We start from the raw sequence: 23,929 nt of genomic DNA on the forward strand, positions 1-23,929 counted from the left end.
GACCGGACCGGCCCTCTTTACTGGGTGACCCCGCTCTGGCCGAGCAGAATGCCGCGCAACACGTCGCGCACGGCGGCGACACCATCGTAGGTTTCGACGAAACTCGTGCTGAGCGGGGCGAGGCCAAGCCGCAGTCCGTTCGGAGCCCGAAAGTCGGGAATCACGTCGTTGTCCCACAGAATCTTGGTCACTTGACGCATCAGCGGATGGTTGATCGTCACGTGGCCGCCGCGATGTGTCTGCTCCCGCGGCGAAGCTACCGTGACGCCCATCGGCGCGAGCCACTCATCGACCAGGGTGATCGCGAACTCGGTCAGCGCCACCGACTTGGCCCGAACCGACCCGATCGTGGCTTCGTCGAGCATGGCGATGGTGTCTTGCATAGCCAGCATGCCCACGACGGCGGGCGTGCCGCTCATGAATCGACGGATGCCGGTGGCTGGCAGATACCCCGGCCCCATCTCGAAGATGGCTTGGGCTCCCATCCAGCCCTGGATCGGCTGAGTCAGCACGTCGTGCAGGTCGCTCTTGACGTAGCCGAACGCTGGCGCACCCGGGCCGCCGCTCAAATACTTGTAGGAACAGCCCACCGCGAGGTCGACGTCGCAGTTATCGAGCTCGATCGGAACCGACCCGACCGAGTGACTCAAGTCCCAGAGCACGAGGGCGTCGTGCTCATGGGCGATGGCGGTGATGGTCTTCATATCGGCGAGATAACCGGAGCGGTAGGCCACGTGGCTGAGAAGCACGAGGGAGGTCTGCGGGCCGACCACGTGGCGCACCTGTTCCGCGGTGACGCCGCCTTCGGTGTTGGAGTTGATCCAGCGCAGGGTGAGGCCGCGCTCGCGCGCTATGCCCTCGAGAATGTACCGGTCGGTGGGAAAATTGTCGCTGTCGAGCACGATTTCGGTGCGGTGCGAGCGAGAATCCACGGCGGCGCGGGCCAGTTTGTAGAGCAGCACGGTGGTGGAGTCGCCGACGAAAACCTGCCCGGGAGCAGCGCCGAGGCAGGCGCGGCCGAGGTCGTCGCCGATCTGCAGGGGGAGCTCCATCCACTGCTCGTCCCAGCCGCGGATAAGCCGGGTACCCCAGTCCTGCTGCAGAAAGTCGGCGATGTGTTCGGCGCTCGCCCGCAGCGGGCGGCCGAGGGAGTTGCCGTCGAGGTAGGAGCGGGGGTTGGCCGTCTCGGAGTCGGCGTCGGTGCCCAGAAACCGGGCGCGGTAGTGTGCCAAACCGTCGATGCGATCCATCCGTCGCGCGAAGGCCAGGTGGGCGCCGTGACCGGTCGAGGCCGTCGAGCCGGGAGCGCTGGTGAAACTGGGAGTCATGCGAGAACCTCGCGTTCGGAACGGGTGAGGGCGCGTTCGTGTGCCCGGCCGACGGCGGCGGCCAGCGCCTCGACGGCGAGGACTGGCCCGGCAACCGAGTTGAGCTTGACCTTCAGGACGGATGCCCCGGCCCGGCATTGCCGATCAACCGCGGTGGCGGCGTCCGCTGCGGTTGTCAGCTCGCAGCTCCAGCCGGGTGCTGCCCAGCGGGCGCGGCTGGGGTAACCTCCGGGAGCGGTAATGAACTGATGCGCGTATGCCAGATCGGGCATGGACGCGCGAGGGCCGTCGGGCAGCCAGCCGCCGAGGTCGAGCACCCGGGCGATGCCGCCGCCGGGCAGGTGAGTTGGGTCGATCAGCGCCAGGTGCACCTGCGCATCGAGAAAGCCGGCCAGCACGGTTCCTCGACCAACCAAAAAATGGATGGTCACGCGCCGATCTCCGTGCGCACCGCGAACAGCTCCGGAAAAAAGGTGAGCTCGAGGGCCTTCTGCAGAAAGGCCGCACCATTGGAGCCTCCGGTGCCGTGCTTCATCCCGATGACGCGCTGCACGGTTTTAAGATGGCGAAAGCGCCAGAGTTGAAAATTGTCTTCGAGGTCGACGAGCTCTTCACAGGCCTCATAGGCGGCCCAGTGCCCGCTGGCGTTCTCGTATATTCCGCGGAAGGTGCGCACAAGTTCGGGGTGGAATGTCCAGGCCTCGGTCACGTCGCGCTCGAGCACATCGTCAGGGATGTGGAAGCCGGCCCGGTGCAGGTAGTGCAGGAACTCGTCGTAGAGGCTGGGTGCTTCGAGCGTGGCGGTCAGCAGCGCGTGGGCCGGGGCATCCGCTTCGAAAACCGTGAGCATGCGGCGATTTTTGTTGCCGAGGGTGAACTCGACCGCGCGGTACTGGTAGGACTGGAAGCCGCTGGAGTTGCCGAGAAACTTGCGAAACTGGGCGTATTCGGTGGGGGTGAGGGTCGCGAGTACCGACCACTGCTCGGTGAGGGTGCGTTGAATGTGCTTGACCCGGGCGATGCCCTTGAGGGCGGGCGCGAGCTGGTCCTGGCGCAGCGCCTCGATGGACGCTTGCAACTCGTGCAGCACGAGCTTGAGCCAGAGCTCGGTGGTCTGGTGTTGGATGATGAAGAGCAGTTCATCGTGGTGTTCCGGAACGCTGACCGGCTTCTGGGCATCGAGCAGCGTCGGCAGGTCGAGGTAGGAGCCGTAGCTCATCTTCTCTCGAAAATCGGTGACGATCTCGGGGTCGAACTCGCGGGTGTTGTTCTTGTGGGTCATCGGGTTCCGTTCGGCTTGTTCAAATTGTGCGCAGGTTGCGGCGGTGGGCGCAACACCGGGGCGAACCGTTCAGGTCAAAGTTCTAGACTGGACCGCATGACCTCGCCGACCCGAAAGCCCCAGGATGGCGTGCCAGCCCCGTCTGCACCCGAGAGGTCCCTGCCGCCATCCCGCCGCCGAGACGCCCGGCTGAACCGCGACCGTCTCATCGTCTCGGCTCGCGCCCTGTTGGCGCAGAACGGAGTCGACGCCTCACTCGAGGCGATCGCACGTCAGGCCGAGGTCGGTGTGGCCACGCTGTACCGCAACTTTCCGACCCGGGATGACCTGGTGCGCACGCTGTATGACCTGTCGCTGGCGGAGCTGCACGCCGTGCGGGCCGAGATCGAGGCTGCGCCCACCTCCTGGGACGCTCTCGTCGTCTATACCGAACGGGTCGCCGAATGGCTCGTCGCGGATCCGTCTCTGCCGCCGATCCTGCGGCGCATGGCCCAGCTCGACCCGTCGGCGCGGCCAGCCGCTGAGTTCGACGGCTTCATCGCGAGCCTTGTGGCCCGGGCGAAGAAGGACGGCACACTGCGATCGGACGTTGACGCGGTCGACCTCGCCGTGCTCGTCACCATGGTCGGGTCGCTCGGCAGCCTCGGCGCCGGCTATGCCGGCCAGTGGCGTCGTCAGCTGTCCATCGTTCTCGACGGCCTGCGCGCGGCCGACGCTCCCCGGCCCAAGCTGCCCGGTCGCCCGTTCAACGCTCGGGACTATCAAGCCACCGTGCACGGACTTACCCGGCGGGCAGCCCGCGCCGCCCGCTGACCGGTTACGGCGTCGCGATCGGTGTCGCAGCGTCAGCCGCGCGCACCAGGATGCGGTTGGACCACGGGTCCTCGAAGCTGAGGGTGTGCCCGTCGTGACGGGTGTCGACTTTGTAGTGGCTCATCCGCTCGTCGAGGGCACCGATGTCGTCGGTGCCGGGCACGATGATGCTGACCTGGCCGAGCCCCAGGGCTAGGCGGCCCTTGCCGCTGCCCGAGCTCTCCCAGGTGTTCATGGCCATGTGGTGGTGGTAGCCGCCGGCCGAGACGAACAGAGCGGAGGGGCCGAAGTTCGCGGTCGCCTCGAAGCCGAGACGGTTGACGTAGAATTCGCGAGCGCTCGCGACGTCTCCGACCGAGAGGTGCACGTGGCCGACGATGGCGTGACCGGCGGTCGGTGATTCTGGCCGCATATGCTCAGAAATGAATGCGTTCGGGTCGAGAGAGAGCGAGGCCATTTCAACCTGGCCGTGGGACCAGCTCCAGAGGTCGCGGTCGCGGTCGCAGTACAACTCGATGCCGTTGCCCTCGGGGTCGGTGAAGTAGAAAGCCTGGCTGACCAGGTGGTCAGCGCTGCCGGTGAACGTTGGGGGGGATTTCGTGCCGATTGAGTAGACGGCGGCGGCGAGGCCGGCCTGCGTGTCGAACAGAATGGCCGTGTGGTACAGCCCGGCCGAGCCCGGTTCGGCGGTGCTGAGTTCGGGGGCGTGCTGGAGAATCACGAGCGGGGTTTGTCCTCGCCCGAGCACGGCGACCGGTCCGTCGTGGCTCTGTAACTCAAGCGTCACGACGTCGCGGTAATACGCGATCATGGCGTCGAGGTTGCCCACGCGCAGGGTCACCGCACCCATTCCGGTTTCGGCGGCCAGCAGGTCCTTCGCGGTAGGGGTCACACCAGAGGCAACTCGGGTGCCGCCCCTGCTATTCCGCGAGCCGGAGCGCATCCGTCGCCCGGCGCGCTGGCGGACACATCGGCCAGGCCGCGTGCAGCGATCCGCCGAGCACCCGACGGCGTACAGCGATCCGCCGAGCACCCGACGGCGTGCAGGGAAGTCAGGCGCTGGTGAGGCGCTCGAGCAGTTCACGATAGCGGGCCGCGGTCTGCTCCACGATCTCGGCCGGCAGCTCGGGCGGGGCACCGGTACCGTCCCAGTGCGCGGCGAGCCAGTCGCGCACGATCTGCTTGTCGAAGCTCGCCATGCGCTCGTCGGGCGTCCTGCCGGTGTGCCAGGCGTCGGCGTCCCAGTACCGACTGGAGTCGCTCGTGAGCACCTCGTCGGCGAGCACGGTCATGCCGGTCTGCCGGTCGGCTCCGAATTCGAACTTGGTGTCGGCGAGAATGACGCCGGCCTTTTCTGCGATCGCTCCGGCGGTGGCGAAGAGGGTGAGGGAGAGGTCGCGGAGCTCGGCGGCAATGCCCGGCCCGACGAGTTCGATCGTGCGCTCAAACGTGATGTTCTCGTCGTGCTCGCCCAGTGGAGCCTTCCACGCGGGGGTGTAGATGGGTTCCGGCAGGCGGTCGCCGTTCTGCAGGCCGGCCGGCAGTGCGATGCCGCACACCGACTGGGACTCGACGTATTCCTTCCAGCCGCTGCCCGTCAGGTACCCGCGCACAACGCACTCGATCGGGTACATGTCGAGGGTGCGGCAGAGCATTGCCCGGCCAGCGACGGGCGCGGGGATGAGCTCGCGCACGGTGCTGCCGACCTGTTCGTGATCGGCGACGAGGTGATTGGGGATGCCGGTCAACCGGTCGAACCACCACAGGCTGAGGGTCGTGAGCAGCTCGCCCTTGCCCGGGATGCCCGGCTCCAGCACATGGTCGAACGCGCTCACTCGGTCGCTGGCGACCACGAGCACACGGGAGGCGCTCAGCAGGTCGGCCGAAGCATCCGTCGTCCCGTCGGTGGGTATATAGAGGTCCCGCACCTTGCCCGAGTAGGCATGAAGCCATCCGGGCAGATCGCGGGCGACGGATGCTGTGGGCTGCGCGGATTCGGTCACGCTTGTATTCTCTCTTACTTCAGCAGGGCAACGTCGGAGACGAGCTCGATGTGCGAGAGCATCGCCGCGCTCGCGGCCGTGACGTCCTGCGCCCGGATCGCCGCGATGATCGTGCGGTGCGAGGCCAGGGACTGCTCGGGCCGGCCGGGCTGGGCCAGGGACTCCAATCTCGTTTCGAGAATCATCTCGGCTATGAACGTCATGAGCTGGGCCAGTACGGGGGAGTGGGCGGCGGCCGTGACGGCCTGGTGGAAGAGTTCGTCGCCGTGCGCGCCGCGGTCGCCGACCGCGATTTCCTCGGCCATGATCTGCACGGCGTTTTCGATCGCCGCCAGGTCGGCATCGGTTCGACGCAGCGCGGCGAGCTCGGCCAGCTTGACCTCAAGGGTGCTGCGGGCCTCGACGATTTCCGGCAGCCGGTTCCGGTGGGCGCGGAGTCCCTTGATCACCGTCGCGATGCTGGGCCGGTACACCAGCACGGCGCCGGTGCCGTGCTGAACATCGATGACTCCGAGTACCTCGAGGGCGACGAGCGCCTGCGCCAGGGTGGCGCGCGAGACGCCGAGACGTTCCGCGAGATCGCGCTCGGCGGGCAACAGGTCGCCGGGGCCCAGGTGAGCCGACTCGATATAGGAGAGAAGCTGCGCCACGAGCTGTTCGTACAGCCGTGGTTTCGACACTCGCGACAGGGGCTGGGGTTCTAGTTCCTGGGCCACGCGTGTGCCTCCTCATCGAAGTGTGACCCTAAGGGTACACGGGCATTGACAAACTCACCTACTATCTAGGAGGCTAGTCCAGTGAGCCAATAGCCCACATTTTCGCTTGAATCATGGAGGAACAAGGATGTCCGCTCCCATCATCTCGATCATCATCCTGGCGGTGATGTTTCTCACCGCCACGCTACTGCCCGTCAACATGGGGGCGCTGGCTTTCGTCGGTGCCTTCCTGCTCGGCGCCGTCTTCCTCGGCATGGAGACCACCGACATTCTCGCCAATTTTCCCGGCGGGCTCTTCCTGACACTCGTCGGGGTCACGTACCTCTTCGCGATCGCGCAGGGTAACGGCACGATCGACCTGCTCGTGCGCGGATCGGTTCGACTTGTCGGTGGACGGGTAGCGCTCATCCCCTGGATCATGTTCATCATCACGGCCGTGATCACCGCCGTGGGTGCCCTGTCCCCGGCAGCGGTGGCCATCGTGGCACCGATCGCGCTCGGTTTCGCCCGCAAGTACAAGATCAGCCCACTTCTCATGGGCATGATGGTGATTCACGGAGCGCAGGGCGGCGGATTCTCGCCCATCGCCGTCTACGGCGTCATCGTCAACAGCCTCATCTCCACCACGGGACTCGACGCGAGCCCCACGGCGGTGTTCCTGTCGAGCCTCATCTTCAACTTCCTGATCGCCGTCGTGTTGTTCATCGTGCTCGGTGGCCGGGGGCTTCTCTCGAGCCGGGTCGGCCACTTCGTGGAGCAGGCAGCCGAAGCTCGGATGGCGGTCAGCGTGGGCTCCAGAGCCGGTGGCGACGTTGCGTTCAAGGGCTTCGGCTCCGGCATCTACGGCCCCCGCGACCCCGCCGGTGACGGCGCACAAGAGACGCCGAGCCGTGCAGAACGCATTCCTCAGCTGATCACCATCGCCGGCCTCATCGCCCTGGCCGTCATCGCGCTCGGCTTCAAGGTCGATGTCGGATTCGTGGCCATCACCATCGCCGTCATCCTCGCCCTGGTCTCGCCCGCAGCGCAGAAGGGTGCCGTCAACAAGATCAGCTGGTCGACCGTGCTGCTCATCTGCGGCATGCTCACCTTCGTGGGCGTACTCGAAGAGGCCGGCACCATCGAATACGTGTCGGATGCCGTAGCCAACCTGGGCATGCCCCTGCTGGCGGCGCTGCTGATTTGCTACATCGGCGCCATCGTCTCGGCGTTCGCCTCCTCGACCGCCATCCTGGCCGCCCTGATTCCACTCGCCGTGCCGTTCCTGGCCACCGGCGAAATCGGCGCGATCGGCGTGATCTGCGCCCTCGCCGTGGCATCGACCATCGTGGACGTGTCGCCGTTCTCCACGAACGGCGCTCTCGTGCTGGCCAACGCACCCGACGACGTCGACAAGGACCGCTTCTACAAGCAGATCCTCGCCTACAGCGGCATCGTCGTGGTGGCCGGCCCCGCCATCGCCTGGGCCGTGCTGGTCCTGCCCGGCTGGTTGTAGACGCACACCGCATACCGCAGATTGAAAGAGGACTGACTATGAGCACGGACACCCAGACCCGAGCGCGAGGTCCACTCGAGGGCTATCTGGTCGTCGACCTGAGCCGTGCCCTCGCCGGGCCGCACGCGAGCATGATGCTCGCCGACCTCGGGGCACGCGTCATCAAGGTGGAGAATCCCGGAATGGGAGACGATACCCGGGGCTGGGGTCCGCCGTTCGTCGGTCCCGACGACAACCTGCAATCCACGTATTTCCTCTCCTGCAACCGCAACAAGGAGTCGATCGCCCTCGACCTGAAGAGCGACGACGGCCGCGCGGTGCTGCGCGACCTGCTGCTGCGCGCCGACGTGGTGGTCGAGAACTTCCGCCCGGGTGTCCTGGACCGCCTCGGATTCTCGCCCGAGGCGATGCACGAGCTCAACCCGTCGCTCGTTATCCTCTCGATCACCGGTTTCGGCCACGACGGCCCCGAGTCGAGCCGCAGCGGCTACGACCAGATCCTGCAGGGCGAAGCCGGCCTCATGTCACTCACCGGATCCAGCCCCGACGACCCGCAGCGGGTAGGGGTACCGATCGCCGACCTGCTCTCGGGCATGTTTGGCGCCTTCGGGCTCCTCGCGGCCTTACTGCAGCGCGAGCGCACGGGGGAGGGACAGATTGTTCGTACCTCGCTTTTGGCCGCGCTCGTGGGAGTGCACGCCTTCCAGGGCACCCGCGCCACGGTGGCGGGCGAGGTGCCAGAGGCCCAGGGCAACCACCATCCGTCGATCGCACCCTACGGCCTGTTCGCATGCCGCGACGGCAGCGTGCAGATCAGCATCGGCAGTGAGAAGCTCTGGGCCACCTTCGCGGCCGAGTTCGGCCTCGATCCCGCCCAATCCGAGTGGGCCACCAACGCGCACCGCGTGCGCAACCGGGACGGCCTCACTGCGGCGATAACGGATGCCTTCGCTCATTTCGATGCCGCTTTGTTGCTGCAGAAACTCGCGGAAGCCGGAATTCCGGCCGGGAAAGTGCGCTCATTGGATGAGGTCTATCAGTGGGACCAGGTGCTGTCACAGGGACTGTTGATCGACGTCGAGCATGACGTGCTCGGCAAGATCAGTCTCCCGGGCCCGCCACTGCGGTTCTTCGGACCCGCCGACACCGCCGAAACGACCAACACCACGCACTCTGCTCCGCCGGTGCTCAACCAGCACGGCACGGAGATACGCGACTGGCTCAATCGCGCCGTGGAAGGGATCTAACGTGCCGAATAGAGACGTGGTGTCGGTACCGACAACCCGCCACCTCAGCGCTACCGAGCTCATTGGGGTAGTACTCGACGACGGATCGTTCTCGAGCTGGGACCAGCCCGTGGTCGATCCCGACCCGGACGAGACGTACCGGCTTGATTTGGTAAAGGCTCGGCAGAAGAGCGGAACCGACGAATCCGTGCTGACGGGCGAGGGCCTGATCCGCGGGCATCGGGTAGCGATCGTGGTGAGCGAGTTCGCGTTCCTGGCCGGATCGATCGGGCTCTCCGCCGCGGATCGTATCGTCGACGCGATCGAGCGCGCCACCCGCGACGGGTTGCCGGTACTGGCCGGGCCGGCCTCCGGCGGTACCCGCATGCAGGAGGGCACCCTCGCCTTTCTCTCGATGGTGAAGATCACCGCCGCCGTACGGGCGCACCGAGAGGCGGGGCATCCGTATCTTGTCTACCTGCGACACCCCACCACGGGCGGGGTCATGGCGTCGTGGGGATCGCTCGGGCACGTCACGGTGGCGGAGCCGGGCGCGCTGCTCGGCTTCCTGGGCCCGCGGGTCTATGAAGCGCTCTACGGAAAGAAGTTCCCGGAGAACGTGCAGGTCGCCGAAAACCTGTTCAATCAAGGCCTGATCGATGCCGTTGTTCCACCCGAACAGCTGCCGGAAATCGTCCACCGGGCGCTCACCATCCTCACCGGCAAAGCGGCCATCCCGGTGGCGGCCCCGGAGACCATGCAGGTGCGGCCCGCTCCTGCCGGCGCGTGGGAATCCATCCAAATCTCGCGAAACCCGCGCCGGCCCGACCTACGCCAGCTGCTCGCCTATGGCGCCCACGACGTGCTGCCGCTCAACGGCACGGGCGAGGGCGAGAACGACCCGGGGCTCATGCTCGCCATGGCGCGCTTCGGGCAGCAGAGCTGCATCGTTCTCGGCCACATCCGCCCGCGGCCGTCGCGCGACACCCCGATGGGCCCGGGGTCGCTGCGCGAGGCCCGCCGGGGTATGCGCCTCGCCGAAGAACTCGGCCTGCCGCTGCTCACCGTGATCGATACGGCCGGGGCCGCCCTGTCGAAGGAGTCCGAGGAGGGCGGGATGGCCGGTGAAATCGCCCGCTCCCTGCACGAGCTCATCGGTCTGCGCTCGGCGAGCGTGTCGGTCTTGCTCGGCCAGGGGGCTGGCGGGGGGGCGCTCGCCCTGTTACCGGCCGACCGCATCATTGCCGCGCAGCATTCCTGGCTGTCACCGCTGCCGCCCGAGGGCGCGAGCGCCATCAAGCACCGCACGACGGAATTCGCCCCGGCCATGTCGGAGGCGCAGGGCGTGAACGTTGCGTCGCTCTTTGCCAACGGGATCGTCGACCACATCGTCGACGAGCGCCCGGACGCAGCGCAGGAAGGCCGGGCATTCTGCCAGCGGATGGCGACGGCCATCGAGTACGAGCTGTCCACGCTCGCAAGCGTGCCGGTAGCCGAGCTGCTGCCGCGCCGGGTGTCGAAGTTTCGTGCGCTGGGCCGCCGTACCTGAGCCCGCTGATGGGCGATGCCCCGCCATCGACGTTCGCGCGGCGTCGGGGCGTCAGTCAGGCGACGCGTGCGGCGATGTCTGTTCGATAGTGCGAACCCTCCAGGGACACCTGCCCGAGCGCCTCGTAGGCGCGGGAGCGGGCCTTGTGGAATGAGGCGCCCACGGCGACGACGCTGAGCACTCGGCCGCCGGTGGACACGAGCGTGTCGCCCCTGGCCGCGGTCGCGGCGTGTGCGATCGAGACGCCGGGCACCCGCAGCGCTGCGTCCAATCCGGTAATCTCGCGCCCGACCAGCGGTTCTTGTGGGTAATTTTCGCTCGCGAGCACCACGGTCACGGCGACATCGGCGGAGAACTCCGGCCGGGGGAGCGTGCCGAGTGTGCCGGTCGCGGCCGCGAACAGCAGGCCCGACAGGGGCGTGAGCAGGCGCGGCAGCACGACCTGCGTCTCGGGATCTCCGAAACGTGCGTTGAATTCGATGACGCGGATGCCGGCATCCGTCAAGATAAGTCCGCAGTAGAGCAGCCCGACGAACGGGGTGCCCTCGGTGGCGAGCTGGCGGACGGTCGGCAACGCGACCGTCTCGATGATCTCGTCGATGAACTCGTTCTCGCTGCCGAACTGGGCGTCGAGCCAGGGCAGCGGCGAGTAGGCGCCCATGCCGCCGGTGTTGGGCCCGGCGTCATGGTCGAGGGCGCGTTTGTAGTCCTGGGCGGGCGAGAGCGGTAACACACTGTGGCCGTCGCTGAGCAGGAACAGCGAGATCTCCTGGCCGTCGAGAAACTCTTCGATGAGCACGTTGCCGTGTTCGAGCCAGAAGGTGGTGTGGTCGACGGCTGCGGCGCGATCCGATGTGACCAGCACGCCCTTGCCGGCGGCGAGGCCGTCGGCCTTGATAACGTAGGGCGCTCCGAACTCGTCGAGCGCAGCCTCGGCTTCGGCGAGTGAGCCAGCGCGAACGGCGCGGCCGGTGGGAACCCCGGCCTCATTCATGATGCGCTTGGCGAAAGTCTTGCTTCCCTCGAGGGCAGCGGCGGCCCGATCGGGACCGAATACAGCGATACCGCGGGTGCGCAGTGCGTCGGCGACACCGGCCACGAGCGGGGCCTCCGGGCCGATGACGACGAGTTCGATGTTGTTCAACACGGCATAGTCGGTGACGGCGACCGGGTCATTGGGATCGAGCGCTACGACCGGAACTTCGGCGGCGATTCCGGCGTTGCCGGGGGCGCATTCGACACTCGGTCGCGGCTGCTCACGGAGCAGTGCGGTAATGATGGCGTGCTCGCGGGCACCGGAACCAAGGACCAGAATTTTCACCGTTTCAGGCTACCCGATGCCCCGGGCCCGGCGGATCGGGCAGACTGGAACCATGGCACGAGCGCGCATTGACGACGGAGCCGGCCGGGCAGCCGTGCGGGCGGCGCTCGCGGCGCTCGCCTGCGGCACCCCCGCGAGCCGGGACATTCGTGCGCAGGCGGTGCGCTACACCCTGCAACTGCTCGCCGAACAGGCCGAGGGGAACACCCTGGAGGTGCGCGTGCCGCCGTTCGGCGCCGTGCAGTGCGTCGCCGGCCCCCGCCACACCCGCGGTACCCCGCCCAACGTGATCGAAACGGATGCCGCCACCTGGCTCGCTCTCGCCACCGGCGCGCTGCCCTGGGCCGACGGACTCGCGAGTGGCAGCATCCACGCCTCGGGTGCCCGGGCCGATTTGACCGGCCACGTGCCGGTGTTGCCGGGGCGGTTCTAGCCGTGTCGTAGAGACTGCGCGAGAATCGCGTCGACCTCGGCGCGGGTAGGCATCGAGCTCGTGGCCCCGGTTCTGGTCACCGAGACCGAGGATGCTACCGTGGCGAAACGTACGGCCTCGATCATGTCGTCGGGGGTCAGCGCCGTTCCGCGCACAAAATTCACCGCCAGGTGCGCCATGAGGGCTCCGACGAAGGTATCGCCCGCCGCCGTGGTGTCGACCGCCGTAACCGGGCGGGCCGGCGCGAGCCCGAGGGCCTCACCGTCATAGGCCACGACCGATCCTTCGGCACCCAACGTCACGATCGCCCAGGTCTGGCCGGCGCTGAGCGTCTCCGCAGCACGTATCGGGTCGCTCTCCCCGGTGAGCTCGGCGGCTTCGATCTGGTTCGGTATGACGAGATCGACCGAGGCGAGAAAGCCGGCGGGCAGTGGCACCACCGGTGCCGGGGTCAGCACGGTGAACACGCCCGCTGCGCGAGCGACGGCGATTCCTTCTGCCAATGCCCGGGTCGGCAGTTCGCACTGCATCACGAGAAAGGCCGCATCGGCGACGACCGCGCGTTGTTCCACGCTCAGGGTGGTGACGCTGGCGTTGGCCCCCGACACCACGACGATCGAATTCTCGCCGCTGTCCACGACGGAGATGTGGGCGGTTCCGGTGGGGGCATCCGCTGTGGCCAACTCGGTCGAACGGATTCCCTCGGTCGTCAGCAGCGTGCGCAGCTCGGCCCCGTAGGCGTCCGCCCCCACCGCTCCCAGAAAGGTCACGTCCGCTCCTAGACGGGCGGCGGCGACCGCCTGATTCAAGCCTTTGCCGCCCGGAACCGTGCTGAAACCGGCCCCAAAAATCGTTTCGCCGGGCAGCGGCAAACGCGCCTGACGCACAACGAGATCCATGTTGGCGCTTCCGAGTACCGCAATCGTGTTCATAGAGTCAGTCTCGCATCTGCCCGTGGGACAATGACGGGGTGAGTTCTTTTGAGCAGGCCCAGGACCCGTCGGCCGATAACGGCGCCGACAACGAGAGCGCCAGTGAGAGCGTGTTGGCGAAGGCGACCGTTACCGTGCATCGGGCCCCGCGTTACCGCAATTTCATGCTGCTCGGCGCCGTCGTCGGGGTGCTGCTCGCCCTGATTCTCACGCTCGCCTTCCCGGAAAACGGCGAGTACGACCGGGTGCAGATTTTCGGTTTCCTGCTGCTCGGCGGCCTCGCCATCGGCACCACGCTCGGCGCGATCGTCGCCCTCGTGATCGACCGGATCATTGGTCGATCGCGAACGACGGTGGTCGTCGATAGACTGGGAGCGAGCGAACCCAGTACCAACGAATTCAGTACCAATGAACCCAATACCAACGAGTTGCCTGCCGCTGTGCCTGACTCCGGCATCCCCAACGACGATTTCCAAGCGTTCAACGAGAAGTAAAGAGGCTGCGGCTTGCCCGGTGGCGATGGACTGTTAAATCACGATCTTCTTCCCAATGAGAAGGGCCCACAGGACGCCTGTGGTGTCTTCGGCGTCTGGGCTCCCGGTGAAGAAGTAGCCAAACTGAGCTACTTCGGCCTCTATGCCCTGCAACACCGCGGTCAGGAATCGGCCGGCATCGCTACGAGTGACGGCAGCAAGATTCTCATCTACAAAGACATGGGACTCGTCTCGCAGGTCTTCAACGAGGCCTCGCTGAGCACCCTGCTCGGGCACATCGCCGTCGGTCACACGCGTTATTCCACGACCGGCTCATCGAGCTGGCAGAACGCCCAGCCGACCCTCGGTCGCACCTCGAGCGGAACGGTGGCCCTCGGCCACAACGGCAACCTCACCAACACCGCCGAGCTGCTTGAACTCGTGCGCGAACGCTACCCGCAGGTTGACGGCGAACTGGCCCGCGGCAACACGACCGATACCGCCGTGATCACCGCCCTGCTCACCGGCGACCTCGACCACACCCTCGAGGCCACCGCGCTCGAGGTGCTGCCGCGTCTCCGCGGCGCCTACTGCCTCGTCTTCATGGACGAAACCACCCTGTACGCGGCCCGCGACCCGCAGGGCGTGCGGCCGCTCGTGCTCGGCCGCCTCGAACGTGGTTGGGTCGTCGCCTCCGAGACCGCCGCCCTCGATATCGTCGGTGCGAGCTTCGTGCGTGAGGTCGAACCCGGTGAGCTCATCACCATCGACGAGAACGGGCTGCGTACGCAGCGCTTCGCGAAGGCCGACCCCAAGGGCTGCGTTTTCGAGTACGTCTACCTCGCTCGCCCCGACACCACCATCGCGGGCCGCGGCGTGCACGAAGCCCGGGTCGAAATGGGCCGCCGGCTAGCCGCCGAGCACCCCGTCGAGGCCGACCTCGTCATCCCGACGCCGGAATCCGGCACCCCCGCAGCCATCGGTTACGCGCAGGCGTCGGGTATCCCGTTCGGCCAGGGCCTGGTCAAGAACTCCTATGTCGGCCGCACGTTCATCGCGCCGTCGCAGACCATCCGGCAGCGCGGCATCCGTTTGAAATTGAACCCGCTCAAGAACGTGATCAAGGGCAAACGGCTGATCGTGGTCGATGACTCGATCGTGCGCGGCAACACGCAGCGCGCCCTCGTGAGCATGCTGCGGGAGGCCGGCGCCGCCGAGGTGCACGTGCGCATCTCGAGCCCGCCGATCACCTGGCCGTGCTTCTACGGCATCGACTTCGCCAGCCGCGCCGAACTCGTCGCGACCGGCCTGGAGATCGACGAGGTGCGCCAGTCGATTGGCGCCGACAGCCTCGGCTACCTCTCGGAAGACGGCATGATCGAAGCCACCGAGCAGCCGCGCGAACGCCTCTGCACCGCGTGTTTCACGGGCATCTACCCGATCGCATTGCCGGAATCGCAGCACCTCGGCAAGAACCTGCTCGAGCGCCCGGCGGCATCAAACGGATGCGACCCCGGCCCGGATTCCGACCTGGAATCGGTTCTGGCGCCGGCCGTACGCAGAGAAGAAGCCCTCGCCCGTCTGGGCCAGGTACCGTTCGGTGACCCGGGAAGACCAGAATGAGCAACGCCTCCACCACTGCCAACGACTCCTACGCAGCAGCCGGAGTCGACACGAGGGCCGGTGACCTCGCGGTCGAGCTCATGAAGTCGGCCGTTTCGAAGACGCATGGCCCGGAAGTCTGGGGCGGTGTCGGCGGCTTCGCCGGACTGTTCGACGTGTCATTCCTCACCAAGTTTCGCCAGCCCCTTCTGGCCACGTCAACGGACGGCGTGGGCACCAAGGTCGCCATCGCGCAGGCGATCGACAAGCACGACACCATCGGGCAAGACCTGGTCGGCATGGTCGTCGACGACATCGTCGTCGTCGGTGCCCGCCCGCTCTTCATGACCGACTACATTGCCTGCGGCAAGGTCGTACCCGAGCGCATCGCCTCGATCGTGGCCGGCATCGCCCGCGCCTGCTCCGAGACCGGAACCGCCCTCGTCGGCGGCGAAACGGCCGAACACCCCGGCCTGCTCGGCCGGGACGACTACGACGTGGCCGGCGCGGCCACCGGGGTTGTCGAAGCCGATCAGGTGCTCGGCGCTGACAAGGTCCTCTCCGGCGACGTCGTCATCGCGATGGCGTCGAGCGGCCTGCACTCCAACGGTTACTCGCTCGTACGCCACATTCTGGCGCAGCGCGGCATCGGCTACACCGACATGTCGGCCGAACTCGGCGGCATGGTCGGCGAAGTCCTGCTGGAGCCGACCCGTCTGTACACCGGCCCGCTGCTCGACGTGCTCGATGAGCCCGAGCTGGCCGGTGCCATCCACTCGCTCAGCCACGTCACCGGAGGCGGCATCGCGGCGAACCTCGCCCGCGTGCTGCCCGTCGGGTCGTGGGTGGAGGTCGACCGCTCTACTTGGTCGCCCGCCCCCATCTTCCGGGTGCTCGGCGATATGGCCGGGTCCACGCTGGAAAGCGCGGAGGGAACCTGGAATCTAGGAGTGGGCATGTTCGCGGTCGTCGATGCGGCATCCGCGTCGTCGGTTATCGCGCGTCTGGCGACAAGCGGAATTCCTGCTTGGGTGACCGGCCGTGTCTCTCGCGCCGCGCATGATCTGACCGGGTTCGAGCAGGGTGCCAAGGGCGTCAACGGCGGCGCTGTGCGCCTCGTCGGAGCCTACGCGAGCTGACCCAGCTCGAGCCTGCGGTGCACACGTACCGCAGGCCAGCGTCGCAGACGCCAGCGGCACATGGTGATGGATCCGGCGGACGCTGAAAGACCGGATCGCCTCGCTAATAGCAGAGGCGCGCGAAGAGCGCACCCCGCAAACGGAGCCTATGCGCGCTTCTTCTCGTCTTCGGTGGCGTAGCGGTCGACGTAACGATCGTCGTCGTCGGGATCGTCGTCGTCGTCAGCCGAATCCGTGGCGCCATCACTGGCGGCACTCCTGGCCTTGTCCGCTTCGTACTCGGGCCACTTGGCGAGGTCTTCGTCGAGGCGCGGATCGGACGGATGCCCGGTCAACTCGCGTTCAAGCGCGTTGTAGTTGGTATCCGGGCTGAAATACTTCAACTCCCGAGCTACCTTGGTGTGCTTTGCTTTTTGACGGCCGCGCCCCATGCGTGACCCCCTTACGATGCCAGGCCGAGCGAGTCGTGAGACCCTCGGGATTTGCCGAACGGAATGTGTAAAAACTAGAGTTTAGTTTAGCATGGTGGGCCTTGCGCACCGCGGACGCCGTTCGCACGGCTAATCCGTAGGAATGGGGTGGCATGACGGGCAATGTCAGCGTGCCCATCGTCATCATCGGCGCCGGCCAGGCCGGGCTGTCCGTTGCCTTCTACCTGCGCCGGTTTGAGCTCGTTGCGGGCCGGGACTTCATCATTTTCGATCGAGGCCCCGGCACCGGCGGGGCCTGGCAGCACCGCTGGCAGGCCCTGCAGCTCGGATCGGCGCACCGCGTCAACGATCTTCCCGGCATGAAAGAACTGGGCCTGAGCTTTGACACGGCCGATCACACCCTGCCGGCACGTGACGTCGTCAGCGACTATTACAGCGACTATGAGCGGCACTTCGAGCTCAATGTCGTGCGCCCCGTGACCGTGACCAGCGTCGTTCCGATTCAGTCCAACCTGGTCGTGGCCACAAGTTCCCCTGTTTTTGGCGATCAGAAGACCGACGCGAAAATAATCGTGAACGCGACCGGCACCTGGGGCGCGCCGTTCGTGCCGCACTACCCGGGCGCGGATACCTTCGAGGGAACGCAGGTGCACACGGCGAACTACGTGTCGAGCGAAGCATTCGCCGGCCAGCATGTGGTGGTGGTGGGCGGCGGCACGTCGGCGATCGGTTTTCTGCTTGAGCTCGAGGGGGTGGCGAGCGAGCTGACCTGGGTGGCGCGTCGTCCGATTGATTTCAGTCACACCGACGAGCTCGCGGAGGTGACCGCCGTGGCGGCCGTGATGTCGCAGGATCGCGCGGCCCGGGCTGGCAAAGCACTCCCGAGCATTGTCAGCGGAACCGGGGTGCCGGTCACGCGCCGCATCGCGGCTGGCATCGACCGGGGACTGCTCGTGGCTCGCCCCATGTTCACGAGCATTGAGCCGGCCGGTGTGCGCTGGAGCGATGGAACCTTTACCGAGGCGGACGCGATTGTGTGGGCTTCCGGTTTTCGGCCGGAGCTGCGACATCTGGCGCCGCTCAATCTGCGGGAAAAGGCCGGCGGTGTCGTGGTCGCCTCCGGTGTGTCGTGGACCGACCCGCGCATTTTCTTCGCCGGTTACGGCCCGCAGGCGAGCACGGTCGGCGCCAACCGTGCCGGTCGCATCATCGCCCGGCAGATCATGGCCCGGCTCTAGCCCGACGCCCACCGCGCTGTGGAAGCGGCGACGCTGCTACTTGCGCTTGCGGCGACGGGATGCCGACGGTCGCGACTGCGGCGGAACGGCTCCCACGATCGTGGTCGACTTCGTCGCGGTCTCGGGAGTCACCGTGGGTGGCGCGAGCGGTCGGCGCGACACCGGGCGTGAACGCACGGGCTCCCCGCGACGGTCCTGACCGGGAATCGGGCGGGAGCGGCGGCCGTAGATGAGCTCCGAGGAGTCGAGCAGCCACGGCACCAGGGCAATCGTGACGCCGTGCACGAGCATGAGCTTCTGGCGCAGCCGGCGTGCCTTGTGGTTGTGCAGCAGGCCTTCCCACCAGTGCCCGACGATGTAGATCGGTGTGTACACGGTGATGACCTCGGAACCGTGATCCTGGCGACGCTCCTTGATGTAGTTGATCAGTGGCCAGCTGATGTCGCGGTAGGGCGAGGCGACGATGCGCAGTGGCACCTGGATGTTCTGCTTGACCCAGGCACGTTTGAGTTCCTTGGTCTCGGCGGTGTCAATGGAGACATGCACCGCTTCGAGACTGACATGCCGTGCGGCGATGGCGTAGTCGAGGGCCTTCAGTACGGGCTTCTGCATCTTGCCGACGAGCACGATCGCATGGTCGCCCTGCGACCCGAAGGTCGTGACCGGATCGACTTCGATCTCCTTCGCGACGTCGCGGTAGTACCGGTTGACGCCCATCATGAGAAAGAACAGGATCGGCATCATCACGAAGACGAGCCAGGCACCGTGGGTGAATTTCGTGATGGTCACGACGATAAGCACCACTCCGGTCAGTGCGGCTCCGAAACCGTTGATCGAGAGGCTCAGAATGATCGAACCCCGGTTCGGCGGGTTCTTCCCCAGCAGTTTCAGCCAGTGCCGCACCATGCCGGTCTGGCCAAGGGTGAACGACACGAACACGCCGATGATGTAGAGCTGGATCAGCACGGTGAGGTTGGCCTGGTAGACGACCATGATCGCCACTGCGGCCAGGGCCAGGAGAACGACACCGTTGGAGTAGATGAGCCGGTCGCCGCGGGTGCTCAGCGACTTGGGTGCGTAGGAGTCCCGGGCGAGGACGGAGCCCAGAAGCGGGAAGCCGTTGAAGGCCGTGTTCGCGGCCAACAGCAGCACGGCCGCTGTGGCCGCCTGCAGCACGAAGAACATGATGGAGTAGTCGCCGAAGGTTGCGGCGGCGACCTGGGCGATCAGGCTGCGCTGCGGAGCCGTGGCGCACTCGGCCCAGCCGATCAAGTCGCAGGCACGTTCTGCGTAATGCACTTGGGAGATGAGTGCGAGGGTCGTCAGCCCGACGAACAGTACGATGGCGATGCCGCCCATGAGGGTGAGCGTGCGCTGGGCGTTCTTCACCTTGGGGTGTTTGAACGCGGGCACCCCGTTAGCGATCGCCTCGACCCCGGTGAGGGCGCTGCATCCGCTCGCGAAGGAACGAAGAAGAAGCAAAATGAACGCGGCCTGAGCCAGGTTCTCACCTTGAACGTCGTACCCGGCGGACTCCGCCACGGGGGCGTCGCCGAGGAGGGCCCGCACGAGTCCGACGATGATCATCAGCAGCACGCTGCCAATGAACAGGTAGGTCGGCACGGCGAAGGCCTTGCTCGACTCCCGAACGCCGCGCAGGTTGGCTGCCGCGAGCAGGATGACGAATACGACGGCGAGTTCGACGCGCAGGGGGGCCAGCGCGGGTATCGCCGAGATGATGTTGTCCACGCCGCTCGCGACCGATACGACCACGGTCATCACGTAGTCGACCAGCAGGGCGGATGCGACGACCAGGCCGGCTTTCTCACCCAGGTTCTTGTGGGCGACCTCGTAGTCACCGCCGCCCGAGGGGTACGCCTTGATCAACTGGCGGTACGACGCGACCACGACGACGAGCAGCACGACGACGACCGCGGCAACCCACGGCGCGAAGCTCAAGAATGCGAGCCCACCGAGGGTCAGGATCATGAGGAGTTCTTGCGGCGCGTACGCCACACTCGACAGCGGGTCGCTCGCAAAGATGGGCAGGGCGAGGTGTTTGGGTAGCAGTTGGCCGTCCAAATGCTCGGTGGGGAGTGGATCGCCGATGATCCACCGCTTAGGTGAACGGTTCTCTGGTACGGGGGCATTCGCCTCGGGTGTCACGAGGGTCGACACTACACCTACCCGGTTCCGTGTCAAATCGATTGGTCCACGTAAAACCGGCAAAATTGCGACACTTCGTGCTTTTCGGCCGAAAAAACGGCGTGTCCCGAACATTGCCGGTCTTACGCACCAGGTTGAGCAGGGCTACGGGTGCAGGGTGGCGAGGATGCTCGCGCGCACGTCGGCGAGCTGTCGGCGGAGTGACGAAACGGCGTCGGGCGGGGTCGCCCCCAGGTCGACGAGCCCGCGGGGTCCCACGAATCGGCTGTACCGTCGTAGCCGCGCGGGTCGACTCTGGTGGAATCGCGGGTCTGGCGGGCGGCCGAGGCGAGGTCGGCGTGCAGGGTTTTCGTAGCGGAGTTGACGCCGGTGCGCACCTGGTCGGCGAGTCGCCGCACCGAGTCGGTCACCTCGTCTTCGATCGCGTCGAGTTCACCGTCGCGGGCGAGCAGCTCGGCGCGGCCGGTATCGGTGTTCTCATAGCTCAGTACAGAAAGATGGCAAGCCAGTCGCGTGTGTGGGCGTGCACGAGTACGAGAAACACTACGAGGTCGAAGAGCAGGTGCACGCAGACCACGTAGGTCAGCGACCGCGTGCGGGCAAAGGTGTAGCCCTGCAGCAGTGCGAACGGCACGGTCAGTAGCGGCCCCCACGACTGGTACCCGAGCTCCCACAGAAACGACGAGAAGATCACGGCCTGCAAAATGTTGGCCTGCCAGTCGGCAAAATGCCGGCGCAGGAGGGCGAAGGCGATGCAGATGAAGAATAATTCGTCCCAGATTCCCACGAAGCCCACGCCAACGAAGAGGCGGGCGATTTCATCGGGTGCGGTGACCGCTGGCCAGTTCTGATAAGCGCCGGAGCCGATGAAATAGCTCGGCAGGATGAGGTAGCCGAGCAGCACGACCATGGGCAGGTAGGCGCGCTCGAGCCGGGTCCAGCGTTGCCCCGTGCGAATCGGAAATAGGATTGCGTGATCCTTGAAGTAATAGCGCGACAGCAGGTAGGGCACCAGCACCGACAGGCTCAATACCGTTCCCATGAGCGCAATGTTCGGATAGCTGATGTTCGCCTCGACCGAGATGGAGCTGATGATCAGCAGACCCACTGATAGCAGCAGCAGATCGCGAAACAGCGCCCGATTGACCATGAATGCGCCCATGAGAGCTGCGGCCAGCAGGAGATAGCCGGGCAGTGGCATCCGCAGCGCAAACAGCAGCACAGCGGAGGCGCTCACCAACGCCGCCGGAATCAGTCCCCATCGGGAAGTGGAACCCATGCTGCACCTTATCCAAAGCGGCTCCCGTTGCGGACAACTGACAAAGACATCCGCGGCAGCGATTCACCCGCTTTCGAGGCAGGGCCTAGATTCGAGGGATGACCCGTCTACTCTCTGAGACCGACCCCGTCGCGATTTTGCAGCAGCTCGTGCGCATCGATTCGGTCAACCCCGACCTCGTGCCCGATGCAGCGGGTGAGGCCCCGATCGCCGCGTGGTGCCGTGACTGGCTGCTCGAGCAGGGTTTCGACGTCACAGTGCTCGAGCAGACTGCCGGGCGGCCCTCGGTGGTCGGCCTGAAGCGCGGCACCGGCATCGGCCGCTCGCTTATGCTCAACGGTCACCTCGACACGGTCGGCGTGGCGACCTACGCGGGCGATCCGTTCAGCGGCGATTTCCGTGACGGCCGGGTGTACGGGCGCGGGGCCATCGATACCAAGAGTGGGCTCGCGGCTATTCTCGTGGCGGCAGCGCGGGCATCCGCGCAGGGGCTGGCCGGGGATGTGATCGTCACGCTGGTCGCCGACGAAGAATTCGGGAGCATCGGCACCGAGGAGGTGCTGCGGAGCTTTCGGGCCGATGCCGCCCTCGTGATCGAGCCGAGCAGCCTCGAACTCACCATCGCCCACCGAGGATTCGCCTGGTTCGAACTCGAGCTGACCGGGCTCGCCGCGCACGGCTCGCAGCCCGAACTCGGCGTCGACGCCATCTGGCATGCCGGCCTCGTCTTACGCGCCCTCGACGGCCTGCGGCAACAGCTGAACGCGGCCCCGGCGCATGCCACGCTGGGCCACGGCGCCGTACGGGTGTCGCAGATTGCCGGCGGCGACGACGCGGCCACGGTCGCGGCCCGCTGCGTACTCACCCTCGAACGACGGATGCTGCCCGGTCAGTCGCCCGAGAGCGTCGAGGCCGAACTGCGCGCCCTGTTCACCGAGCTGGAGCGCACCGAGCCCCAGTTTCAGTTCACACTGACCCGGCTGGTCGCGCGGGCGGCCTTTGCGGCCGAGCCGCACTGGCCGATCGTGCGTGCGCTGTCCGGCCATGCCGAACGGGTGCTCGGCCGCCCGGCGGCCACCCGCGGCGAACCGTTCTGGACCGACGCCGGTCTGATTCTCGAAGCCGGCATCCCTTGCGTCGTGTTCGGCGCCGATGGTGATGGCCTGCACGCCGATACCGAGTGGGCAGACGCCCAGTCGGTGCGGGCCCTTGCCGACATCCTCGAGGGCACCATCACCGAGTTCTGCGGCCCTACAGTCGGCTGATCCGTTCCCAGCCCCGCCCCGGGTGCCACGACTCGATCACCAGATGGGTGTTGTCGGGGTCGATGTAGGTGAGCACGACCTCGTGCAGCCGCAGGTCGAAGCTCGACGTGCCCGGCGAATCGGCTGACGTCGGCTCGGTGACGACCAGCGTCCCGGCCAGTTTTGCGTCACCGGCCCAGTCCGACGGCTGTCCGGCCGGCGGTTCCAGGGTCGGCGAGTGGATGGCGACACGTGGGTCTCGCAGCACATCATGCAGCTTGAGGGAATCGGGCATCATCCCCAGAGTGATGCGCTCGGGCTCGAAAACGAGTTCGGTGCCGCTGATCCGCGGGGAGCCGTCCCGCCGCAGGGAGGCCATCGTCTTGTTGGTGCCGGCGTCGAATCGTGCCCGCACCCGTGCCGCGAATTGCGGCGCATCCTGTTCCACTTCTCGCCACGTTGCCATGTGGTAAACGGTACTCCGGTGCGCCGATGCTCAGGCGTGACCCTGAGAGGGCGCAGTGTGTGCGCGACGCGATGTTGTTCCACGCCGACCACAACCGTGAGCCCACGCTTGAGCGGACCCTCAGACGGTCGTGGCGGGGGCGGGATCGGCCGCCCGGACCGCGCGTCCGGGGCGTTTGATCGCGAAGAACGGGATGGTGCGTTGGCAGAGCGGCCCGATCAGCACGGCGAACAGCACTGTGCCGATTCCCACGTTGCCGCCGAGGGCCCAGCCGATGCCGAGCACGGTGACTTCGATGCCCGTGCGCACGATCCAGATCTTCCAGCCGGTGCGCTTGTGCAGGCCGGTCATCAGGCCGTCGCGGGGACCGGGCCCGAAGTGCGACCCGATGTAGAGGCCGGTGGCGACCGCAATCAGCAGCAGCCCTGCGGCGAAGAGCAGAATGCGCGCCCACAGGTCGAGATCAGCGGGAATGAGCCACAGGCCAACATCGGCTGACGGGCCCACGAGCAACGCGTTCAGCACCGTGCCAGCACCGGGCTTCTGACGGATGGGGATCCACAGCAGCAGCACGACTCCGCTCAGCAGAATCGTGATCAGCCCGAAGCCCAGGTGCGTGTGGTTGTCGATGCCCTGGGTCAGCACGTCCCAGGGGGCTACGCCAATGCCGCCGCGAACAATCAGGGCAATGCCGATGCCGTAGAGGAAGAGGCCAATAAGCAGTTGCGTGATTCGACGGGTCATAGTTGCCCATCCAATTGCATAACTGGCCTGTTATCAAGTAGCCAATCTG

Annotated in this window: 23 protein-coding genes; 10 read left to right on the plus strand and 13 right to left on the minus strand. The window is 66.5% G+C overall.

Features of this window, described 5'->3' with window-relative positions; all coding sequences use genetic code 11:
• Nucleotides 1-17 precede the first annotated feature (17 nt).
• From E3T50_RS11955 to kynA, 3 genes are read right to left on the minus strand one after another with little or no spacing between them, the layout of a single operon-like run.
• Nucleotides 18-1,328: a kynureninase gene (locus E3T50_RS11955; RefSeq protein WP_134552143.1), complete on the minus strand. Its 1,311-nt coding sequence runs from the start codon at nt 1,326-1,328 to the stop codon at nt 18-20.
• A complete protein-coding gene (locus E3T50_RS11960) occupies nt 1,325-1,759 on the minus strand; it encodes a hypothetical protein (RefSeq protein ID WP_134552145.1) in 435 nt (144 codons plus the stop codon). Before E3T50_RS11960 ends, E3T50_RS11955 begins: the two co-directional genes overlap by 4 nt.
• Nucleotides 1,756-2,610: a tryptophan 2,3-dioxygenase gene (kynA, locus tag E3T50_RS11965; protein ID WP_134552147.1), complete on the minus strand. Its 855-nt coding sequence runs from the start codon at nt 2,608-2,610 to the stop codon at nt 1,756-1,758. Before kynA ends, E3T50_RS11960 begins: the two co-directional genes overlap by 4 nt.
• Nucleotides 2,611-2,706: 96 nt before the next feature.
• On the opposite strand from kynA, the gene E3T50_RS11970 reads away from it, so the two are divergent.
• The gene (locus tag E3T50_RS11970; RefSeq protein WP_134552149.1) at nt 2,707-3,423 is read left to right on the plus strand and encodes a TetR/AcrR family transcriptional regulator; all 717 of its coding nucleotides are present in this window, start codon (nt 2,707-2,709) and stop codon (nt 3,421-3,423) included.
• A 4-nt stretch (nt 3,424-3,427) separates the two neighbouring features.
• Here the strand turns inward: E3T50_RS11970 and E3T50_RS11975 are convergent, their stop codons facing one another.
• From E3T50_RS11975 to E3T50_RS11985, 3 genes are all read right to left on the minus strand, one after another.
• A complete protein-coding gene (locus E3T50_RS11975) occupies nt 3,428-4,273 on the minus strand; it encodes a VOC family protein (RefSeq protein WP_134552202.1) in 846 nt (281 codons plus the stop codon).
• Nucleotides 4,274-4,475: 202 nt separating this feature from the next.
• Nucleotides 4,476-5,426, minus strand: a complete 951-nt coding sequence (locus E3T50_RS11980; protein ID WP_134552150.1) for a phosphoribosylaminoimidazolesuccinocarboxamide synthase — start codon at nt 5,424-5,426, stop codon at nt 4,476-4,478.
• 14 nt (nt 5,427-5,440) lie between these two features.
• A complete protein-coding gene (locus E3T50_RS11985; RefSeq protein WP_134552152.1) occupies nt 5,441-6,142 on the minus strand; it encodes a FadR/GntR family transcriptional regulator in 702 nt (233 codons plus the stop codon).
• Nucleotides 6,143-6,269: 127 nt separating this feature from the next.
• On the opposite strand from E3T50_RS11985, the gene E3T50_RS11990 reads away from it, so the two are divergent.
• From E3T50_RS11990 to E3T50_RS12000, 3 genes are read left to right on the plus strand one after another with little or no spacing between them, the layout of a single operon-like run.
• Nucleotides 6,270-7,637 carry an SLC13 family permease gene (locus tag E3T50_RS11990; protein WP_134552154.1) on the plus strand — a complete coding sequence of 456 codons (1,368 nt, stop codon included), beginning with the start codon at nt 6,270-6,272 and terminating at the stop codon, nt 7,635-7,637.
• Between the two features lie 38 nt (nt 7,638-7,675).
• On the plus strand, nt 7,676-8,884 hold the full coding sequence (locus E3T50_RS11995; protein WP_134552156.1) for a CaiB/BaiF CoA transferase family protein: 1,209 nt from the start codon (nt 7,676-7,678) through the stop codon (nt 8,882-8,884).
• A gap of 1 nt (nt 8,885) precedes the next feature.
• A complete protein-coding gene (locus E3T50_RS12000) occupies nt 8,886-10,412 on the plus strand; it encodes an acetyl-CoA carboxylase carboxyltransferase subunit alpha/beta (protein WP_241990899.1) in 1,527 nt (508 codons plus the stop codon).
• 55 nt (nt 10,413-10,467) lie between these two features.
• Here E3T50_RS12000 and purD read toward each other — a convergent pair whose 3' ends face one another.
• Nucleotides 10,468-11,733 (minus strand): phosphoribosylamine--glycine ligase, encoded by a 1,266-nt coding sequence (gene purD / locus E3T50_RS12005; protein ID WP_134552158.1) that lies wholly within the window; start codon nt 11,731-11,733, stop codon nt 10,468-10,470.
• 52 nt (nt 11,734-11,785) lie between these two features.
• Between purD and E3T50_RS12010 the strand changes: the two genes are divergently transcribed.
• Nucleotides 11,786-12,166, plus strand: coding sequence for a sterol carrier family protein (locus tag E3T50_RS12010; RefSeq protein ID WP_134552160.1), 381 nt, complete (start codon nt 11,786-11,788; stop codon nt 12,164-12,166).
• Here E3T50_RS12010 and E3T50_RS12015 read toward each other — a convergent pair.
• Nucleotides 12,163-13,098 carry a ribokinase gene (locus tag E3T50_RS12015; RefSeq protein WP_134552162.1) on the minus strand — a complete coding sequence of 312 codons (936 nt, stop codon included), beginning with the start codon at nt 13,096-13,098 and terminating at the stop codon, nt 12,163-12,165. The two genes, E3T50_RS12010 and E3T50_RS12015, sit on opposite strands and share 4 nt — an antisense overlap.
• A 38-nt stretch (nt 13,099-13,136) precedes the next feature.
• Between E3T50_RS12015 and E3T50_RS16375 the strand changes: the two genes are divergently transcribed.
• From E3T50_RS16375 to purM, 3 genes are read left to right on the plus strand one after another with little or no spacing between them, the layout of a single operon-like run.
• Nucleotides 13,137-13,592: a hypothetical protein gene (locus tag E3T50_RS16375; RefSeq protein WP_174844754.1), complete on the plus strand. Its 456-nt coding sequence runs from the start codon at nt 13,137-13,139 to the stop codon at nt 13,590-13,592.
• A 12-nt stretch (nt 13,593-13,604) separates the two neighbouring features.
• Nucleotides 13,605-15,194, plus strand: a complete 1,590-nt coding sequence (gene purF, locus E3T50_RS12025; RefSeq protein WP_134552164.1) for an amidophosphoribosyltransferase — start codon at nt 13,605-13,607, stop codon at nt 15,192-15,194.
• On the plus strand, nt 15,191-16,312 hold the full coding sequence (gene purM, locus E3T50_RS12030) for a phosphoribosylformylglycinamidine cyclo-ligase (protein ID WP_134552166.1): 1,122 nt from the start codon (nt 15,191-15,193) through the stop codon (nt 16,310-16,312). The genes purF and purM overlap by 4 nt, the downstream gene beginning before the upstream one ends.
• A gap of 146 nt (nt 16,313-16,458) precedes the next feature.
• Here purM and E3T50_RS12035 read toward each other — a convergent pair whose 3' ends face one another.
• Nucleotides 16,459-16,743, minus strand: coding sequence for a DUF3073 domain-containing protein (locus E3T50_RS12035; protein WP_134552168.1), 285 nt, complete (start codon nt 16,741-16,743; stop codon nt 16,459-16,461).
• Nucleotides 16,744-16,895: 152 nt separating this feature from the next.
• On the opposite strand from E3T50_RS12035, the gene E3T50_RS12040 reads away from it, so the two are divergent.
• The gene (locus E3T50_RS12040) at nt 16,896-17,981 is read left to right on the plus strand and encodes an NAD(P)-binding domain-containing protein (RefSeq protein WP_134552170.1); all 1,086 of its coding nucleotides are present in this window, start codon (nt 16,896-16,898) and stop codon (nt 17,979-17,981) included.
• 36 nt (nt 17,982-18,017) lie between these two features.
• Here the strand turns inward: E3T50_RS12040 and E3T50_RS12045 are convergent, their stop codons facing one another.
• Entirely contained in the window at nt 18,018-20,147 is a 2,130-nt protein-coding gene (locus E3T50_RS12045; protein WP_134552206.1) for an APC family permease, read from the minus strand.
• Between the two features lie 484 nt (nt 20,148-20,631).
• Nucleotides 20,632-21,426 carry a CPBP family intramembrane glutamic endopeptidase gene (locus E3T50_RS12055; RefSeq protein WP_134552172.1) on the minus strand — a complete coding sequence of 265 codons (795 nt, stop codon included), beginning with the start codon at nt 21,424-21,426 and terminating at the stop codon, nt 20,632-20,634.
• Nucleotides 21,427-21,524: 98 nt separating this feature from the next.
• On the opposite strand from E3T50_RS12055, the gene E3T50_RS12060 reads away from it, so the two are divergent.
• Nucleotides 21,525-22,691, plus strand: a complete 1,167-nt coding sequence (locus tag E3T50_RS12060; RefSeq protein WP_134552174.1) for a M20/M25/M40 family metallo-hydrolase — start codon at nt 21,525-21,527, stop codon at nt 22,689-22,691.
• On the opposite strand, the gene E3T50_RS12065 is transcribed toward E3T50_RS12060, so the two are convergent.
• The gene (locus E3T50_RS12065) at nt 22,678-23,136 is read right to left on the minus strand and encodes a pyridoxamine 5'-phosphate oxidase family protein (protein ID WP_134552176.1); all 459 of its coding nucleotides are present in this window, start codon (nt 23,134-23,136) and stop codon (nt 22,678-22,680) included. The two genes, E3T50_RS12060 and E3T50_RS12065, sit on opposite strands and share 14 nt — an antisense overlap.
• A 120-nt stretch (nt 23,137-23,256) precedes the next feature.
• Complete coding sequence (yczE, locus tag E3T50_RS12070; RefSeq protein ID WP_134552178.1) at nt 23,257-23,880, minus strand: membrane protein YczE; 624 nt, start codon at nt 23,878-23,880, stop codon at nt 23,257-23,259.
• Between the last annotated feature and the right edge of the window lie 49 nt (nt 23,881-23,929).

This window comes from Cryobacterium gelidum (genome assembly GCF_004403985.1).
GTDB classification, from domain to species: domain Bacteria; phylum Actinomycetota; class Actinomycetes; order Actinomycetales; family Microbacteriaceae; genus Cryobacterium; species Cryobacterium gelidum.

Bases quoted from the DNA above. Each gene is read 5' to 3' on its own strand.
- E3T50_RS12040 (WP_134552170.1), top strand. From the start codon at position 16,896: ATGACGGGCAATGTCAGCGTGCCCATCGTCATCATCGGCGCCGGCCAG.
- E3T50_RS12065 (WP_134552176.1), bottom strand. From the start codon at position 23,136: ATGGCAACGTGGCGAGAAGTGGAACAGGATGCGCCGCAATTCGCGGCA.
- E3T50_RS11975 (WP_134552202.1), bottom strand. From the start codon at position 4,273: ATGGGTGCGGTGACCCTGCGCGTGGGCAACCTCGACGCCATGATCGCG.
- E3T50_RS12035 (WP_134552168.1), bottom strand. From the start codon at position 16,743: ATGGGGCGCGGCCGTCAAAAAGCAAAGCACACCAAGGTAGCTCGGGAG.
- E3T50_RS12055 (WP_134552172.1), bottom strand. From the start codon at position 21,426: ATGGGTTCCACTTCCCGATGGGGACTGATTCCGGCGGCGTTGGTGAGC.
- E3T50_RS11955 (WP_134552143.1), bottom strand. From the start codon at position 1,328: ATGACTCCCAGTTTCACCAGCGCTCCCGGCTCGACGGCCTCGACCGGT.
- purM (WP_134552166.1), top strand. From the start codon at position 15,191: ATGAGCAACGCCTCCACCACTGCCAACGACTCCTACGCAGCAGCCGGA.
- E3T50_RS12015 (WP_134552162.1), bottom strand. From the start codon at position 13,098: ATGAACACGATTGCGGTACTCGGAAGCGCCAACATGGATCTCGTTGTG.
- E3T50_RS11970 (WP_134552149.1), top strand. From the start codon at position 2,707: ATGACCTCGCCGACCCGAAAGCCCCAGGATGGCGTGCCAGCCCCGTCT.
- E3T50_RS12060 (WP_134552174.1), top strand. From the start codon at position 21,525: ATGACCCGTCTACTCTCTGAGACCGACCCCGTCGCGATTTTGCAGCAG.
- E3T50_RS11990 (WP_134552154.1), top strand. From the start codon at position 6,270: ATGTCCGCTCCCATCATCTCGATCATCATCCTGGCGGTGATGTTTCTC.
- E3T50_RS11995 (WP_134552156.1), top strand. From the start codon at position 7,676: ATGAGCACGGACACCCAGACCCGAGCGCGAGGTCCACTCGAGGGCTAT.
- E3T50_RS12010 (WP_134552160.1), top strand. From the start codon at position 11,786: ATGGCACGAGCGCGCATTGACGACGGAGCCGGCCGGGCAGCCGTGCGG.
- kynA (WP_134552147.1), bottom strand. From the start codon at position 2,610: ATGACCCACAAGAACAACACCCGCGAGTTCGACCCCGAGATCGTCACC.
- yczE (WP_134552178.1), bottom strand. From the start codon at position 23,880: ATGACCCGTCGAATCACGCAACTGCTTATTGGCCTCTTCCTCTACGGC.